Here is a 14487-nt window from a genome sequence, read left to right as displayed (position 1 = left end):
AAAGGGAGTTTCTCCGTCTGTGAGCGATTCACCCAAAAGCTCGCGGAGTCTCCGCCGAAAATTCATGATCTTGGTATCATTGGCGACCCCGCCGTGAGTTGACGCAGCGTCAGAACATCCGCGCTCCCCGACGGCGCTCCCGTGAACTGCTGTTCCGAACAAGGGGATTGACCTGGCATCGGCAGGCCGGAGAGGCTCGGAGCAGCTGGGTCGTGGCATCCGAGCGGCTGTGGATCTCGGGATTGACGGCTTGGCTGTACATGTGCAAGACTCGGCTTCGAGTAATAATCCGCCATTGTGCGCGGACATGGATCGCGTAAGAAGCGACATCTCCACCCAGGACCCATTTCCGACGGGTCGAATCGCCAGGGCCGCAGCCGTGCCCGGATCGGCGATCCCCGCGTCGGAACCCCCTCAAGGTCGGAATTCGTCAGCTGATGGTCCAGGAAGGGAATGCTCATCCCATGAGCGACTCGCACGAGGGTGACCCGGTCTACGAGCGCTTCCGGTTCTTGGTGAACGCCCCCGCCCTCTTCAACGCGGTGGCGACGGCCGTCGAACTGGATGTCTTCCGGTTCCTCGCGGACCACCCCGGGGCAACGTTCGAGCAGATCCACGCGTTCGCCGGAATCCCCGCCCACCAGCTCCGCGTGCTGCTCCAGGCCGTCTGCGCGACCGGGCTGCTGGAGCGGACGGACGGGGCGTACGCCAACTCCCCGGTGGCCCGGGACCTCCTGGCCTCGGACGCCCCGGACAGCTGGGCCCACATCGTGGTCGGCTGGAAGGAGGTCTACTACCCGGCCTTCTCGCACATGACCGCCGCCCTGCGGGCCGGCACCAACCTCGCCCTCGCCGACCACCCCGGCGACGAGCCCACGCTCTACCAACGGCTCGCCCGGAACCCGGAGTTGGAGGCGGTGTTCCACCGCGCCATGAGCGCCTTCACGCTCCGCTCGGTGGACGCGCTGGTGGACCGCGGCGAGTTCGCCCCGGTGCGGCACCTGCTGGACGTGGGCGGTGGCGACGGCACCACCTCGGTCCGGCTCGCCCGGCGCCACCCGGACCTCCGGTCGACGGTCTTCGACATGCCCAGCGTGTCGCGGCTCGCCGAGCACGCCGTCCCCCCGGAGCTGGCCGACCGGGTGGTCCTGCACCCCGGGGACATCTTCACCGAGCCGTTCCCGGCCGGCGCCGACGCCGTGCTGTTCAGCCACGTCCTGGAGATCTTCGCCGAGGACCAGATCCTCGCGCTGCTGGCCAAGGCGTACGACGCCCTCCCGTCCGGCGGCAAGGTCTTCGTCTACGGCTACAACGTCTCCGACGACGAGACCAGCGGGATCTTCTCCGCCCGGCTCGGCCTCTACTTCAACGTGCTCGCCAGCGGCCAGGGCATGGCCTACCCGGCCAAGGACTACGAGGCGTGGCTGCAGCGGGTAGGCTTCGGCGACGTCAAGACCGTAGGCGGGCTCCCGTACGAGCACGGGCTCAGCATGGGTACCAAGGCCTAGTTCCTTCCGTCGCACCTGCCCTGCCGACGCGGGGGGTGCCCCCAGACGACAAGTGTTGGACGACATGCGCCAGTTCCCCGAACCAGATCCGGGCAGGCCCGCACTCGGTTCCCCAAGTCGCTACCTCCTATGGCTGGTGGCCAACCACCGCACCTCGGTGATCCTCGCCGTCTGCTACGGAGTGATCTGCACGCTGGCCCAGGCCTTCGTGCCCGCCGTGATCGGCCGGGGCATCGACGAGGGGCTGATCGCGCGGGACAAGGGGGCGCTGGTGCTGTGGAGCGCCGCCGTCCTCGCCCTGGGCGTCATCCAGGCCGTCACCGGAACCCTGCGCGACCGCTGCTCGGTGACCAACCGGTTCGGCGCCAGCTACCGGACGATGCAGCTGGTCACCCGTCAAGCCGCTGTCCTCGGCGCCGAGTTGCCGCGCCGGGTGTCCGCCGGCTCGGTGGTCAGCGTCGGCGCCACCGACATCACCCGGATCGGCATCGCCCTGGAGAGCACCGCCCGCGGCGGCGGCGCCGTGGTGTCCATCGTGGTCATCGCCGGCGTGATGCTGACGGTCTCCTGGCCGCTCGGCCTGGTCGCCCTGGTCGGCGTGCCGCTGTCGGCCTGGGCCATCGCCCGGCTGATGCGGGTGCTGCACAGCCGTCAGCAGGGCCTGCGCAAGGAGCAGGGGGCGCTCGCCGACCTCGCCGTGGACATCGTGGAGGGCCTGCGCGTGCTGCGCGGCATCGGCGGCGAGAAGGTCTTCGCCGCCCGCTACCACGAGCGCTCCCAGCGGGTGCGCGGCGAGGGCGTCCGGGTGGCCGCCGTCGAGGCCAATGTGATGGCGGGCCGGCTGCTGCTGCCGGGGCTCCTGATCACCGCCATCGTCTGGCTCGGCGCCCACTTCGTCGACAGCGGCCGGATGAGCCCGGGCGAACTCGTCGCCTTCTACGGCTACGCGGTGTTCCTCGCCGAGCAGCTGCGCCGGGCCACGACCATGGTCGACCAGCTGACCCGGGCCCTGGTCGGCGCCCGGATGGCGTCCGAATTCCTGGCCCTGGAACGCGAACTGACCTCGGGCGGCCGGGACGCGGCCGACCTCCCCGAGCAGGGCGCGCTGCGCGACCCGGAGTCCGGGATCGACCTGCCCCCGGGCCGGTTCGTCGCGGTGGCCTGCGCCACCGCCGGGGACGCCCAGCTGCTGACCGACCGGCTCGGCCGGTACACCGACTCCTCGGCCAGCTACGGCGGCGTCCCGCTGGCGGACCTCCCGCTGGACGAGGTGCGCCGCCGGATCCTGGTGGTGGACCACGGCGCCCGGCTGTTCTCCGGCACCCTGGGCGCCCAGCTCGACCCGGACGCCCGCGCGGCCGAGGACACCGGCCGACTGGACCGCGCGATCGACGACGCCTCGGCGGCCGACATCGTCGACGCGCTCCCGGACGGCCTCGGCCAGGAGATCCTCGGCAGCCGCGAGTTCTCCGGCGGCCAGCAGCAACGGCTCAACCTGGTAAGGGCGTTGGTCGCCGACCCGGAGACCCTCATCCTGATCGAGCCGACCAGCGCGCTGGACGCCCACACCGAGGGCCGGGTGGCCGGCCGGCTCGGCGCCCACCGGCGGGGCCGGTCGACGGTGGTGTTCACCACCAGCCCGATCGTGCTGGACCACGCCGACCACGTGGTCTACGTGGAACACGGCAAGGCCGTGGCGGAGGGCAGCCACGAGGAACTGCTCGGCAACGCCCGCTATCGATCCGTCGTGACCCGAGAGGTAGCAGTGGCGTGACCATCCTGCCCGTGGCAACACCCAAAGAGGTGCGCTCCTACGCCCGGCGCCTCATGCTCCAGTACCCCCGGCAGCTCTCCCTGGCGCTGCTGCTGCACGCCCTCGCCACGGTGGCCGGGCTGGTCGCCCCGAAGCTGCTGGGCGGCCTGGTCGAGGACGCCGGCAAGGGCGTCGACGACGTCACCGGTGTCGCCGTGACGATCTGCGTCGCCGTCGTCGCCCAGGCGGCCTTCACCCGCTTCGCCATGCTCGCCTCGCTGAAGCTCAGCGAGAAGGTGCTGGCCCGGCTGCGCGAGGAGTTCGTCGACCGGATGCTCGCCCTGCCGCTGGCCACCGTGGAGCGGGCCGGCCCCGGCGACCTGATCAGCCGCACCACCCGGGACATCGACGTCCTCGCCAACACCGTGCAACTCGCCGTCCCGGACACCCTGGTGGCGCTGGCCACGGTCGCGCTGACGCTCGGCGCGATCGCCCTGACCGCGCCCGTCCTGGTGCTGCCCTGCCTGGTCGCGGTACCGGTGCTGTGGCTCTCCACCCAGTGGTACCTGCGCCGGGCCCGGGCCGGCTACCTGCGGGCCAACGCCTCCTACGCCCGGCTCACCGGCGGCCTCAGCGAGACCGTCGACGGCGCCCGCACGGTGGAGGCCATGCGGCTGGCCGACCACCGCTCCGCCCGGGTCGACGGGGACATCGCGGAGTCCTACGCGGCCGAGCGCCGCACCCTCTACCTGCGCAGCGTCTACCTGCCGATCGCGGACACCGGCTACATCCTGCCGGTGGCCGCCACCCTGCTGGTCGGCGGGCTGCTGTACCTGGACGGGCACGTCTCGATCGCGGCGGTGACGGCGGCGACCCTGTACGTCCAGCAGATCATCGGCCCGGTCGACCGGCTGCTGTACTGGATGGACGAACTGCAGGTCGGCGGGACGGCCCTGGCCCGGATCCTCGGCGTCAGCAGCCCCGCCGAGGAGACGGCCGGCAGCGGTGCGGAGACGGCCGGCGCCGGTGCGGAGCACGTCCCCAGCGGCAAGGACATCGTGGTCCAGGGCGTCACCCACGCCTACCGCGACGGGCAGGACGTCCTCCACTCCGTCGACCTGGTGGTCAAACCGGGGGAGCGGCTCGCGATCGTCGGCCCGTCCGGCGCCGGGAAGAGCACCCTGGGTGCGCTGCTGGCCGGCATCCACACCCCCCGGGCCGGCGCGATCACCCTCGGCGGCACCGCGCTGACCGACATCCCGCTGGCCGAACTGCGCCGGGAGATCGCCCTGGTGACCCAGGAACAGCACGTCTTCCGGGGCACCCTGCGGGACAACCTGCTGATCGCCCGGACGGACGCCTCCGACCAGGAACTGGAGAAGGCCCTCGGCTCGGTGGACGCCTGGGACTGGGCGTCCGAACTCGGCCTGGACGCCGAGGTGGGCTCCGGGGCGGTCGCGCTCACCCCGGTCCAGTCCCAGCAACTGGCGCTGGCCAGGCTGGTGTTGACCGACCCGTACGCGGTGATCCTGGACGAGGCCACCTCGCTCTTCGACCCGCGCGCCGCCCGGCAGCTGGAGCGCGCCCTGGCCGCCGTCCTGGCCGGACGCACCGTCATCGCCATCGCCCACCGGCTGCACACCGCGCACGACGCCGACCGCGTCGTGGTCATGGAGGACGGCCGGATCAGCGAGACCGGCAGCCACGACGAACTGGTCCGCCAGGGCGGCCCGTACGCCCGGCTGTGGCACTCCTGGCACGGCGACCCGGCCGACGTACTGCCCTCCGGCTGACCGGGGGGCGCTCCCCGGCGGGACCAGGCATGACGGATCGGACCGGCAATCCACCACCAAGCTGAAGCCCGGAAGGAGCAGTCATGGAGGGCACCGAGCCGATCGGCGCCGGTCGCCGGCCCGATCGCGACGGGGAGACGACGGCGGGAGCGGCACCGCTCGACCTGGCCACCGACCGGCCCCGGCTCACCGCCGGACCGTACCGGGGCGAGACCGAGAGCGTGCCGCTCCCCGCCGGGACGACCGCCCTGCTCGATGAACTGGGCCGCAGCACCGGCGTCCCGCCGATGATCACCCTGCTCACCGTGTGGGCGGCCGTGCTGCACCGGCACACCGGGCAGACGGACCTGCTGCTCGGCCTGGACGCCGACTCCTTCGCCGAGGCCGTACCGGCTTCCGTACCGACGGCCGACCCGACGGCCGTCCCGACAGCCGGGTCGGCCGGTACGGCCGGCGGGCCCGGGATCCGTCCGCTGCGCCTGGAGCTGCGGCCCGACGCCCCCTTCACCGAGGAACTGCTCCGCTGCCGGGCCGCCGCGGCCGAGGCCCTGGGCAGCCCGCCGCAGGCCACCGCCCCCGAGCTGCGCGCCGTGGCCGGCCGCCCCGCCGAGCCGGAGCTGCGGGCCGTGGCACCCGACCTCGCCCTCGCACCGGCGGACGACGGCGGCGCGCTCGCCCTGCACTACAACGCGAGCCTGATATCCCGCGCCACCGCCGGCTGGATCCTCGGCCACTGCCTGACCCTGCTCTCCGAGGCCGTGGCCAAGCCCGGCCAGCCGCTGCGGGACCTCCGGGTGCAGGACGGCCCGGTCCACCTCCCCGAGTGGCGGCTGCCCGTCCCGGCGGGCCACCGCGCCCCCGCGCCCGCCGAGCGGGGCGAGGACCTGGTCGACCGCTTCCGCCGCACCGTGCGGGCCCACGGCGAGCGGCCCGCGCTGACCGGCCCCTCCGGCACGCTCAGCTACGCCGCACTGGACCGGATCACCAGCGCGACGGCCCGCCGGCTGCGCCGCGCCGGCGGACCGGGCAAGCGGGTCGCCCTGCTCTGCGCCCATGACCTCGGCTCGGTGGTCGGCGTCTGGTCGGTGCTCAAGTCCGGTGCCGCGTACGTCCCGCTGGACCCGCGTCAGCCGGACGCCCGGCTCACCCGCCTCCTGCTGGACGCCGAGGTCGGCGCGATCGTCTGTGACCCCGAACTCGCCGACCGCGCCGCGGCGGTGTTCCGCGGCCGGCACGTCCTGCCGCTGGACCTGACCGAGGCGGAGGAGTTGACCGACCCGGGGACCCCGGCCGACCCGCTGGACCCTCCCGGCCCGGGGGAGCCGGGCGACCCCGGACGGGCCGTCGACCCCGGCGCACCCGCCTACCTGCTGCACACCTCGGGCTCCACGGGCAAGCCGAAGGCGGTCACCCAGACCCGGCACAACGTCCTCGCCCACGGGCTCTGCTACGCCGACCGGATCCGGCTCGGCCCGGGCGACCAGGTGCCCCTGCTGGCCCGCTACACCTTCGACGCGGCCGTCATGGACCTCTACGGCGCCCTGCTCACCGGCGCCACCCTGCACGTGCTGGACCCGCTGCTGCCGGCCCCCGAACTGCGCGGCCGGCTGGCCGCAGCCGGGGCGAGCGTCGTGCACTGCACCCCGACGCTGTTCCGGCACCTCACCGGGGACCTCCCCGCCGACGCCGCCCGGCCCGAGCCGACGCTCGCGGCCGTCCGCGCGGTGGTGCTCGGCGGCGAGGATGCCACCCAGCACGACCTGCGCAGGTTCCTCGGCGCCTTCCCGGAGGGCAGCGCGCTGGTGAACGGGCTGGGCCCGACCGAGTGCACCCTGGTCACCCAGCACCTGGCCGGCCGGGCCGACCTCGGCAGCGGCGCGCTGCCGGTGGGCCACCCCGTCGACGGCGTCCGGATCCGGCTCGTCGACCAGGACGGCCACCCCACCGAGCTCTGCGGCGAACTGGAGATCCACAGCGAGCGGGTCGCCGACGGGTACTGGCGGCAACCCGACGTCACCGCGACGGCGTTCGGCACCGGGCCGGACGGGACGCCGTTCTACCGCACCGGCGACCTGGTGCGCCGCCGGGCCGACGGAGCCCTGGTCTTCCGCGGCCGCAAGGACCGGCAGATCAAGATCCGCGGCCACCGGATCGAACCCGGGGAGATCGAGGCGGTGCTGCGCGGCCACCCCACCGTCGCCGAGGCCGTGCTCACCGTGGACACCCGGCAGCCGGTGGCCCGGCTGGTCGGATACGTCACCCCCGCGACGGCCTTCCCGCCCGACCCCGAGGAACTCCGGCGCTACCTGGCCCGCACCCTGCCCGAGTACGCGGTGCCCTGGCGCCTGCTCGCCCTGGAGCGGATGCCGCTCGGCCCGACCGGCAAGCTGGACCGCTCCGCGCTGCCCGCCCCCGAGGAGGTCGCGGCCGGCCCCGGCGAGGCACCGCGGACCGCGACCGAGATCGCGGTGGCCGCCGTCTGGTGCCGGGTCCTCGGTGTCCCCTCGGCCGACCTGCACGGCAACTTCATGGCCAGTGGCGGGGATTCGATCCGGCTGCTGGAACTGCTGTCCGCGCTCCAGGACGGGTTCGGGGTCGAACTCGACCTCATGGAGGTCCTCGCCGCCCCGACCGTCGCCACCATGGCCACCCTGATCGAACGGGAGAACTGATGCTGATCCTGCCCAGCGAGCGGGCCGCCCGCACGGCCCGCGGCACCGGGGACGGGACCCGGATCCTGATCGCCAACGACTTCAGCGAGGACGTCCGGACCGACCGCGGCTGGACAGGCTGGTGGGTGCAGCGGATCGCCTGGTTCGCCGAGGAGGGCGACGTCCTGGTGCTGCCGGTGCGCCCGGAGGAGGCCTTCCTCGACTACGTGACCTCGCACACCGGGGTGCGGCGGCAGAGCCTGACGGTCGTCGTCCCGCCCGCCCACGCCGGCAGCGAGGGCACCCTCTCCCCGGCCCGGCTGGCCGACCCGGAGTTCGTCGAGGCGCTGGAGGAGGCCGTCGGCGACCGTACGGTCACCCACCTGTCCGCGCTGTGGCCGGACGCGGCGGTGGCCCGGCTGGCCCGCACCCTCGGCGTCCAGGACGCGATGCCCGGCTACGGCTTCGTCGACCAGGCCGGCGGCGTGCTGGCCAACAGCAAGTCCGCGTTCCGCACCATCGCCGGCGGCGCCGGGGTGCCGCTGCCCGAGGGCGCCGTCTGCACCAGCCCGCAGGCCGCCGAGGAGGCGATCCTCGAACTCCTCGGCGGCGGAGCGGTGGTGGTCAAGCACGACTACCTCTCCGGCGGGCGCGGAAACGAGATCCTGACCACCGGCGAGCGGTTCCGCCCGATCGGCGCCCGCCGGGTGATCACCGTGGACGGCCGGGCCGAGGTGCGGTCCTACCTGCGCGAGCGGTGGGAGTGGCTGACCGCGGCCGGCCGGGGGCGCCCGGTGGCGGAGCGCTACGTCCGCGACAGCTCCGCCTTCTTCACCGAGTTCCTGCTCACCGACGACGGGGTGGAGCTGACCGGCGACGGCGAACTGCTGTCCGCCCCCTACGCGGTGGGCCAGATCATGCCCTCCCAGGGCCTGGAGCCGGAGGTGCTGGAGCGGATCATCGAGGGCGGCCGCCGGCTCGCCGAGGCGCTGCACGCGATCGGCTACCGCGGCATCCTCGGCCCGGACGCGATCGTCACGCCCGAGCGCGAGGTGCTCTTCACCGAGTACAACGGCCGGGTCACCGGATCCACCCACATCTACGGGCGGATCGGCCGGTACGGGGTCGGCGAGGGCTTCGGCAAGGACCGGGTCATCCTCGAACGGGTCTGGCCGGAGGGCTGGTCCACCCCGTCGTTCCCGGCCGCCCACGCCGCCATCCGACAGGCCGGCCTCGGCTACGACCCGGCCACCCGCACCGGCGTGGTGCTGACCAACGCCTTCGACGGCAACAACGGCGTCATGTACTGCGTGGTGGCCGAGGACCTGGGCTCCGCCTGGGCCCGCGACCGCGCGCTGAAGCCGCTGTTCGCGGCCGACGGGCCGACGGGCTGAGCCGTGGCAGCCGACCGGGGAAGAACCCGCACCGCGCCAGCCGCCGCCGGACTCCGCGGACCGCAGCCGGCGTCCGTCGAGCTGTTCCGGTCCGCCTTCCGCCGGCACGCGGCCGGGGTCGCCGTGATCACGGCGCGCGGGGAGCGGCCGGTCGGACTGACCGCCACCTCGCTCACCTCGGTCGCCGCCGACCCCCCGATGGTCTCCTTCGGCATCAGCACCGGCTCCTCCGGCTGGCCGGTGTTCGTCGACGCCGAGCACGTCGGCGTGCACATCCTCGGGGAGCACCAGCAGGAGCTGGCCGCCACCTTCGCGCGCAGCGGGATCGACCGCTTCGCCGCGCCGACCCGCTGGGGGCCCGGCCCCCGGGGGATACCGATCCTGGACGAGGTGCCCGCCTGGCTGGTCTGCCGGGTGGTGGCGCGGGTGCCCGCCGGGGACCACCGGGTGCTGCTGGCCGAGGTGATCGCGGGGGACGCCGGCGGGCCCGGCCGTCCACTGCTCTACCACCAGGGGCGGTTCAACGTCCTGAAACACTGACCGATTTCCCCGAGCGCCGGGAATCGCCCGGCGCGGCCCGCCGGAATGCCGGTGGGTTCGTTCGCACCTTGACGCAATAGGCCGCGCGTGAAAGAGTTGACGGGTCATCGGATCGATATCCGGTCGTGTGCCGCCCGTGACCTTCGCCGACACCCACCGAGTTCGTGCGCGAATGCGGATCCGGGCCTGCCGGATCCCGTACTTTCCGTTTTCCACGAATGTCCTGTGAATTCGCCGGGACTTCCCACCGGGAGGAATGTGACATGGATCTGAACAGCCAGCTGGCGGCGATCTGGACCGATCTGCTCAAGTGTGACGAGGTCACCGCCGGGACGGACTTCTTCGAGTGCGGCGGAACCTCGATCGTGGCCGTCTACCTGGCCGCCGACATCCAGGAGAAGCTCCAGGTCACGGTGGACGCGATCGAGATCGTCTCGCACCGGAAGTTCGGCGACCTGGTGGCCCTGGTCGCCGAGCGGCACGCCGCGGCGCCGGCCTGAGCGCGGGCCTGAGTGCGGGTCTGAGTGCGGGTCTGAGCGCCGACCCCGGCCCGAGCGCGGGCCTCGGGATCCTGCTGTTCGGCATCGGCTCCCTGCTGGCCGCGGACCTCGGAAAGGTCGTCACCCGGAATTACGAACGGACGCTGCGGGACCGGGCCAGGATTCCCGGCCGGCTGCGCTGGGCGTGGCCCCGGCCGCTGCGTCCCGGAATTCAGCGGGGATTGTGGCTGGCGGTGGCCGTCGGCGGATTCGCCCTGGCCTGGTCCGCCGCCCGCGGAATCCGCTGAACACCGTCCGGTGGCCGTCCGGCATTCCGGAACCTTTCCGTGCCCGCGTTTCCGTGCCCGCGTCGCCATTCCCGCGTTTCCGTGCCCGCGTCTCCGAGCCCCAGCAGGCGGGCGGACGTGCTGGGGGAGGCCCGGGCGGCGGAGTTCACCGGCCGGACGACGCGTTGCGGACGCTCGCCGCGACGGCCGGACCCGCTACCCGATCGGCCGCACCGCCGCCGGAGCGCCCGTACGACGATCGGACGACCTGGCGCGCACGTGCTCTGAGTGACGGTTAGCGTCGGCCGCAACGCGTCCCCAATCCCTGGAGCCCCTCGTGCAGCGGTGGATCGTCCTGACAGCACTGACCTCGGCCCTCACCGGCCTCGCTGCTCCCGCCCTGGCCGCCGACCCGGCCCCGGCGCAGGCCCCGGCCCGGCGTGTGGTGCGGGATTCGTCCGGTACGGCAGTCACCCTCGGTGAGGTCCGGATCGACCCGAAGGTGCCCGGCCGGGTCCGGGTGAACGTGGGCTACCTCTGCTCGGTCGCCGACGAGGCCCGGTCGCTCACCGTCTCGGTCGAGCAGACGGACCCGGAGGACGCCACCTCGAAGGCCTTCGGCTCCAGCCGGACCGCCGAGGCCGACATCGTCTGCGACGGCAGCCGGCACCAGCGCCGGCTGATCGTCCAGTCCAAGACCTCCAACTGGATCCCGGACGCCGACGCCGTCGTGATCGCCACCGTCTCCAACATCGGTGCGTCGCCGTCCGCCTCGGCCGACAGCCGCCGGGTGAAGCTCGCCGCCGACTGAGCCGACTGAGCCGCCCGCCCCCCGACCGTCCGACCGCCCGTCACCGTCCCCGTCATCGTGGCCCGGCCCTCCGGCCGGGCCTCGGTGCTGTCCGGGGTGTCGGCGGCTCGCCGAGGCAGCCGTTCCGCTTCACGATTCCACAGGTGAAGGGGCCGGTCCGGCTCTGGCCCCTTGTTCTACAGTGCTGTAGAACTAAGGCTCGTAGTGAACAGCGAACGGGGGCACGGCATGGACAGGCCGCTTCGACTGCCGCAGCAGGATCGGGCCGACTTCGAGACGGAGTTGGGCAGGGCGCTGGCCGCGCCGCAGGTGCGGGCGGCGCTGCGGGACAGCGGGGACGAGGCGCGCGGGGTGGAGCGGCTGCGGCGGGCGGCGCGGGAGAACGCCGAGTACGTGCTGGCCGCCGCGGCGCCGGAGTACGAGCGCTACGCGACACTGCGGGCGGACGCCGACGCGATGGCGCGGCTGCCGGTGGACGCGCCGGCGCGGGAGCGGGCGTCGGGCTGGTGGGGCGTGCTGGGGGTGATCGTGCCGATCATCGCGGTGACCGCGGCCGTGGTCTTCCTGGTGCTCGGCCATCTGCTGGGCCTGGCCGAGGACTTGGCGGTGCTGGGGCACGCGCTGGTGGGGGCCGGCTGGGTGGCCGCCGGGGTGGCGGCGGTCTGTCTGCTGGTCGGCGGGCTGGGGCTGTTGGGGTCGGCGGCGCGGGGGCGGGGTCCGGAGGCCGGGGCGGCGGAGGGGCCGGGCGAGCTGGTGCAGGCGCGGGACGCCTGGCGGTCGGCCCTGGCGGAGCGCGGGCTGGTGCCCTTCCTGGTGGCGCAGGCGAGCGCGGGGCGGGCGGTCTGACGGTCCGCCGCCCAAGGGTCTGACGGTCCGTCGTCCGAGCGGTCGGACGGTTCGCCGCCCGGGTGGGCGGTGGGTCAAGGCGGGGTGTGGTCGGGTAAGGGGCGGTTAAAATCGGCGCCCGGCCGGGGAGTTGGCGCGCGGCCGGTTCGCGGGCGATCGGGCCGGGCGGGGCGGGCGCGGTGACCCGCCGAGGGGCGTGCGAGTGGTCGGGTGGCGCCGCCGGGCGTCGTGCGGAGGGCCTTGTGCGCGCCCATCAGTGAAATATCATATGGCGCATTGCACAGTGGTCGGCCCGGGGTGAGACCCCGTTCCCCGTCCTCCCGGACCGCATGTGTGCCCCACCCGTGCATCCCTCCCCCCCCCACGTCACGAGAGACGGAACCCGACCCGTGTTCAGATTCCGATCCCGCACGCCCGGACGCGCCCGCCGCGCCCCGCGCACCGCCCTGGTGGCGCTCGCGGCCGCGCTGGCCGGTGCCGCGCTCAGCAGTCCGCTGTCCGCGATGGCCGACTCCCACGCGCCGCAGCCCACCACCGTGGCGGCCCGGCCCGGCACCCCGAAGGCCGCCGCCCCGCAGAAGACCGTCCCGCAGAAGTCCGGCCCGCGCCGGGTCGGGGCGGCCAAGGCCGGGCCCGTCGGCGCCACCACGAAGGCGCCCCAGCTGGTGGACGGCGCCGACCCGGGCACCGGCGAGCACGGCGACGGCAATGTCGCGAACCAGTACGACCTCCAGGTCACCTACAAGGGCGGCCAGGAGTCGACCGGCGTGGTGATCGGGGCGCCCAAGGTCTACCTGGTGCTCTGGGGCTCCCAGTGGGGCACGCCGTCCACCAACGCCACCGGCGACACCGTGACCACCGGCGACCCGGACCAGGCGGCCCCCTACCAGCAGGACTTCTTCAAGGGCCTCGGCAGCGCCGGCGACGGCTGGAGCGCCGTGCTCACCCAGTACTGCGAGGGCATCGCCGCCGGCTCCGTCCAGTGCCCGGCGGGCTCCGCGCACATCCCGTACCCGCAGCCGGGCAGCGTGCTCGCCGGCGTCTGGGTGGACAACGCCGCCCCCGCGCCGCAGTCCGCGACCGAGCCGCAGCTCGGCGCCGAGGCGCTGGCCGCCGCCAAGCACTTCGGCAACCTGACCGAGGCGCAGAACCGCAACGTCCAGTACGTCATCGACTCGCCGCAGGGCACCGACCCGGACAAGTGGAAGGAGCTGGGCTACTGCGCCTGGCACGACTTCCAGCGCTCCCCGTACGGCCAGCTCGCCTACACCAACATGCCGTACCTGACGGACGTGGCCGGCTGCGGCACCAACTGGTTCGGCGAGAACACCCCGCGCGGGCGGCTGGACGGCTACGGGATCATCGGTGGCCACGAGTACGCGGAGACGGTGAGCGACCCGAACACCCCCGGCGGCTGGACCGACGCCACCGGCCAGGAGATCGGTGACAAGTGCGCCTGGATCCCCAAGGGCTCCAACGGCGGGCTGTTCACCGAGGACCTCTCGACCGGCTCCTTCCCGCTGCAGACCCTGTGGTCCAACGCCGACCACCTGTGCATGGCCTCGGACCCGGTCGTGGCCTCCCCGCCGGTCTCGGTGAGCACCATGTGCGACCGCACCGACAAGGCCGGGCAGCCGCTGTCGATCCCGGCGGTGGGCGTCTCCAGCAGCGGCGCGGCCCTCACCTACAGCGCCACCGGACTGCCGCAGGGGCTGGCCGTCGACGCCCACAGCGGGGTGATCTCCGGCACCGCCGCCGCCACGAACGGCTACCAGCGGATCACCGTCACGGCGACCGACCCGGCGGGCAAGGCGGCCTCCACCGGCTTCTGGGAGAACGTCAGCGCCTCCGGCGGCGCGGGCTGCGGCGGGATCGAGCAGCTCATCGACCCGGGCTTCGAGAACGGCTCGGCGGACGTGAACCACACCGTGATGACGGACGCCTGGAGCCCGTCGGGCTACAACCTCATCACCCCGTCCAGCCTGCACGCGCCGCACTCCGGCTCCTGGTACGCCTGGCTCGGCCAGAACACCGGGACGGACGACTCGATCACCACCTACCTCAACACCTACCCGGGCTACGGGCAGGCGAGCTTCTCCTTCTGGCTGGACGTGGCGCCGGTCGACCCCGCCGCACCCGCCGCCGACACGCTGTCGCTGGTGGCGATCGACCAGTACACCGGGCAGCCGCTCGGCACGGTGAAGACCTGGAGCGGTCGCAACCCGACCAACGGCTACCAGTACCAGTCGGTGGACCTCTCCCCGCTCATCGGCCAGGTCGGTTGGGGGACCACCATCGGCCTCGAGCTGGTCTCCCACGAGACCGGCGCCAACCCGACCACCTCCTTCCTGATCGACGACGCCTCGGGCCGCGAGAGCTGATCCCGCCCCCGGACGCCGGCCCCGCCACCACGGTTCACGGTGGC

General features: G+C 73.6%; 10 protein-coding genes. All 10 read left to right on the top strand.

Annotation, left to right across the window (positions count from 1 at the left end; genetic code table 11):
• Nucleotides 1–464 precede the first annotated feature (464 nt).
• The 10 genes from ACZ47G_RS07450 (at nucleotide 465) to ACZ47G_RS07405 (ending at nucleotide 14443) form a co-directional block, all read left to right on the top strand.
• The gene (locus ACZ47G_RS07450; RefSeq protein ID WP_465740500.1) at nucleotides 465–1508 is read left to right on the top strand and encodes a methyltransferase; all 1044 of its coding nucleotides are present in this window, start codon (nucleotides 465–467) and stop codon (nucleotides 1506–1508) included.
• A 136-nt stretch (nucleotides 1509–1644) separates the two neighbouring features.
• Nucleotides 1645–3282, top strand: coding sequence for an ABC transporter ATP-binding protein (locus ACZ47G_RS07445; protein ID WP_465740499.1), 1638 nt, complete (start codon nucleotides 1645–1647; stop codon nucleotides 3280–3282).
• Between the two features lie 53 nt (nucleotides 3283–3335).
• Nucleotides 3336–5054, top strand: coding sequence for an ABC transporter ATP-binding protein (locus tag ACZ47G_RS07440; protein ID WP_465740570.1), 1719 nt, complete (start codon nucleotides 3336–3338; stop codon nucleotides 5052–5054).
• Between the two features lie 83 nt (nucleotides 5055–5137).
• Complete coding sequence (locus tag ACZ47G_RS07435) at nucleotides 5138–7726, top strand: amino acid adenylation domain-containing protein (RefSeq protein ID WP_465740498.1); 2589 nt, start codon at nucleotides 5138–5140, stop codon at nucleotides 7724–7726.
• The gene (locus tag ACZ47G_RS07430; protein ID WP_465740497.1) at nucleotides 7726–9099 is read left to right on the top strand and encodes a preATP grasp domain-containing protein; all 1374 of its coding nucleotides are present in this window, start codon (nucleotides 7726–7728) and stop codon (nucleotides 9097–9099) included. The genes ACZ47G_RS07435 and ACZ47G_RS07430 overlap by 1 nt, the downstream gene beginning before the upstream one ends.
• A 3-nt stretch (nucleotides 9100–9102) precedes the next feature.
• Nucleotides 9103–9639 carry a flavin reductase family protein gene (locus tag ACZ47G_RS07425; protein WP_465740496.1) on the top strand — a complete coding sequence of 179 codons (537 nt, stop codon included), beginning with the start codon at nucleotides 9103–9105 and terminating at the stop codon, nucleotides 9637–9639.
• Between the two features lie 263 nt (nucleotides 9640–9902).
• On the top strand, nucleotides 9903–10139 hold the full coding sequence (locus tag ACZ47G_RS07420) for a phosphopantetheine-binding protein (protein WP_465740495.1): 237 nt from the start codon (nucleotides 9903–9905) through the stop codon (nucleotides 10137–10139).
• Nucleotides 10140–10742: 603 nt separating this feature from the next.
• Nucleotides 10743–11216, top strand: a complete 474-nt coding sequence (locus tag ACZ47G_RS07415; protein WP_465740494.1) for a hypothetical protein — start codon at nucleotides 10743–10745, stop codon at nucleotides 11214–11216.
• Nucleotides 11217–11444: 228 nt separating this feature from the next.
• Nucleotides 11445–12062 carry a hypothetical protein gene (locus ACZ47G_RS07410; RefSeq protein ID WP_465740493.1) on the top strand — a complete coding sequence of 206 codons (618 nt, stop codon included), beginning with the start codon at nucleotides 11445–11447 and terminating at the stop codon, nucleotides 12060–12062.
• Nucleotides 12063–12451: 389 nt separating this feature from the next.
• Nucleotides 12452–14443 (top strand): putative Ig domain-containing protein, encoded by a 1992-nt coding sequence (locus ACZ47G_RS07405; protein ID WP_465740492.1) that lies wholly within the window; start codon nucleotides 12452–12454, stop codon nucleotides 14441–14443.
• The last annotated feature ends 44 nt before the right edge of the window (nucleotides 14444–14487 follow it).

The sequence above is a fragment of the Kitasatospora sp. NPDC030952 genome (assembly GCF_055571335.1).
This window is presented reverse-complemented; position numbering and strand designations above follow the sequence as displayed.

Excerpts from the sequence above, each read along its gene's own strand:
- ACZ47G_RS07450 (WP_465740500.1), top strand. The coding sequence starts at position 465 with ATGAGCGACTCGCACGAGGGTGACCCGGTCTACGAGCGCTTCCGGTTC.
- ACZ47G_RS07440 (WP_465740570.1), top strand. The coding sequence starts at position 3,336 with ATGCTCCAGTACCCCCGGCAGCTCTCCCTGGCGCTGCTGCTGCACGCC.
- ACZ47G_RS07435 (WP_465740498.1), top strand. The coding sequence starts at position 5,138 with ATGGAGGGCACCGAGCCGATCGGCGCCGGTCGCCGGCCCGATCGCGAC.
- ACZ47G_RS07430 (WP_465740497.1), top strand. The coding sequence starts at position 7,726 with ATGCTGATCCTGCCCAGCGAGCGGGCCGCCCGCACGGCCCGCGGCACC.
- ACZ47G_RS07420 (WP_465740495.1), top strand. The coding sequence starts at position 9,903 with ATGGATCTGAACAGCCAGCTGGCGGCGATCTGGACCGATCTGCTCAAG.
- ACZ47G_RS07410 (WP_465740493.1), top strand. The coding sequence starts at position 11,445 with ATGGACAGGCCGCTTCGACTGCCGCAGCAGGATCGGGCCGACTTCGAG.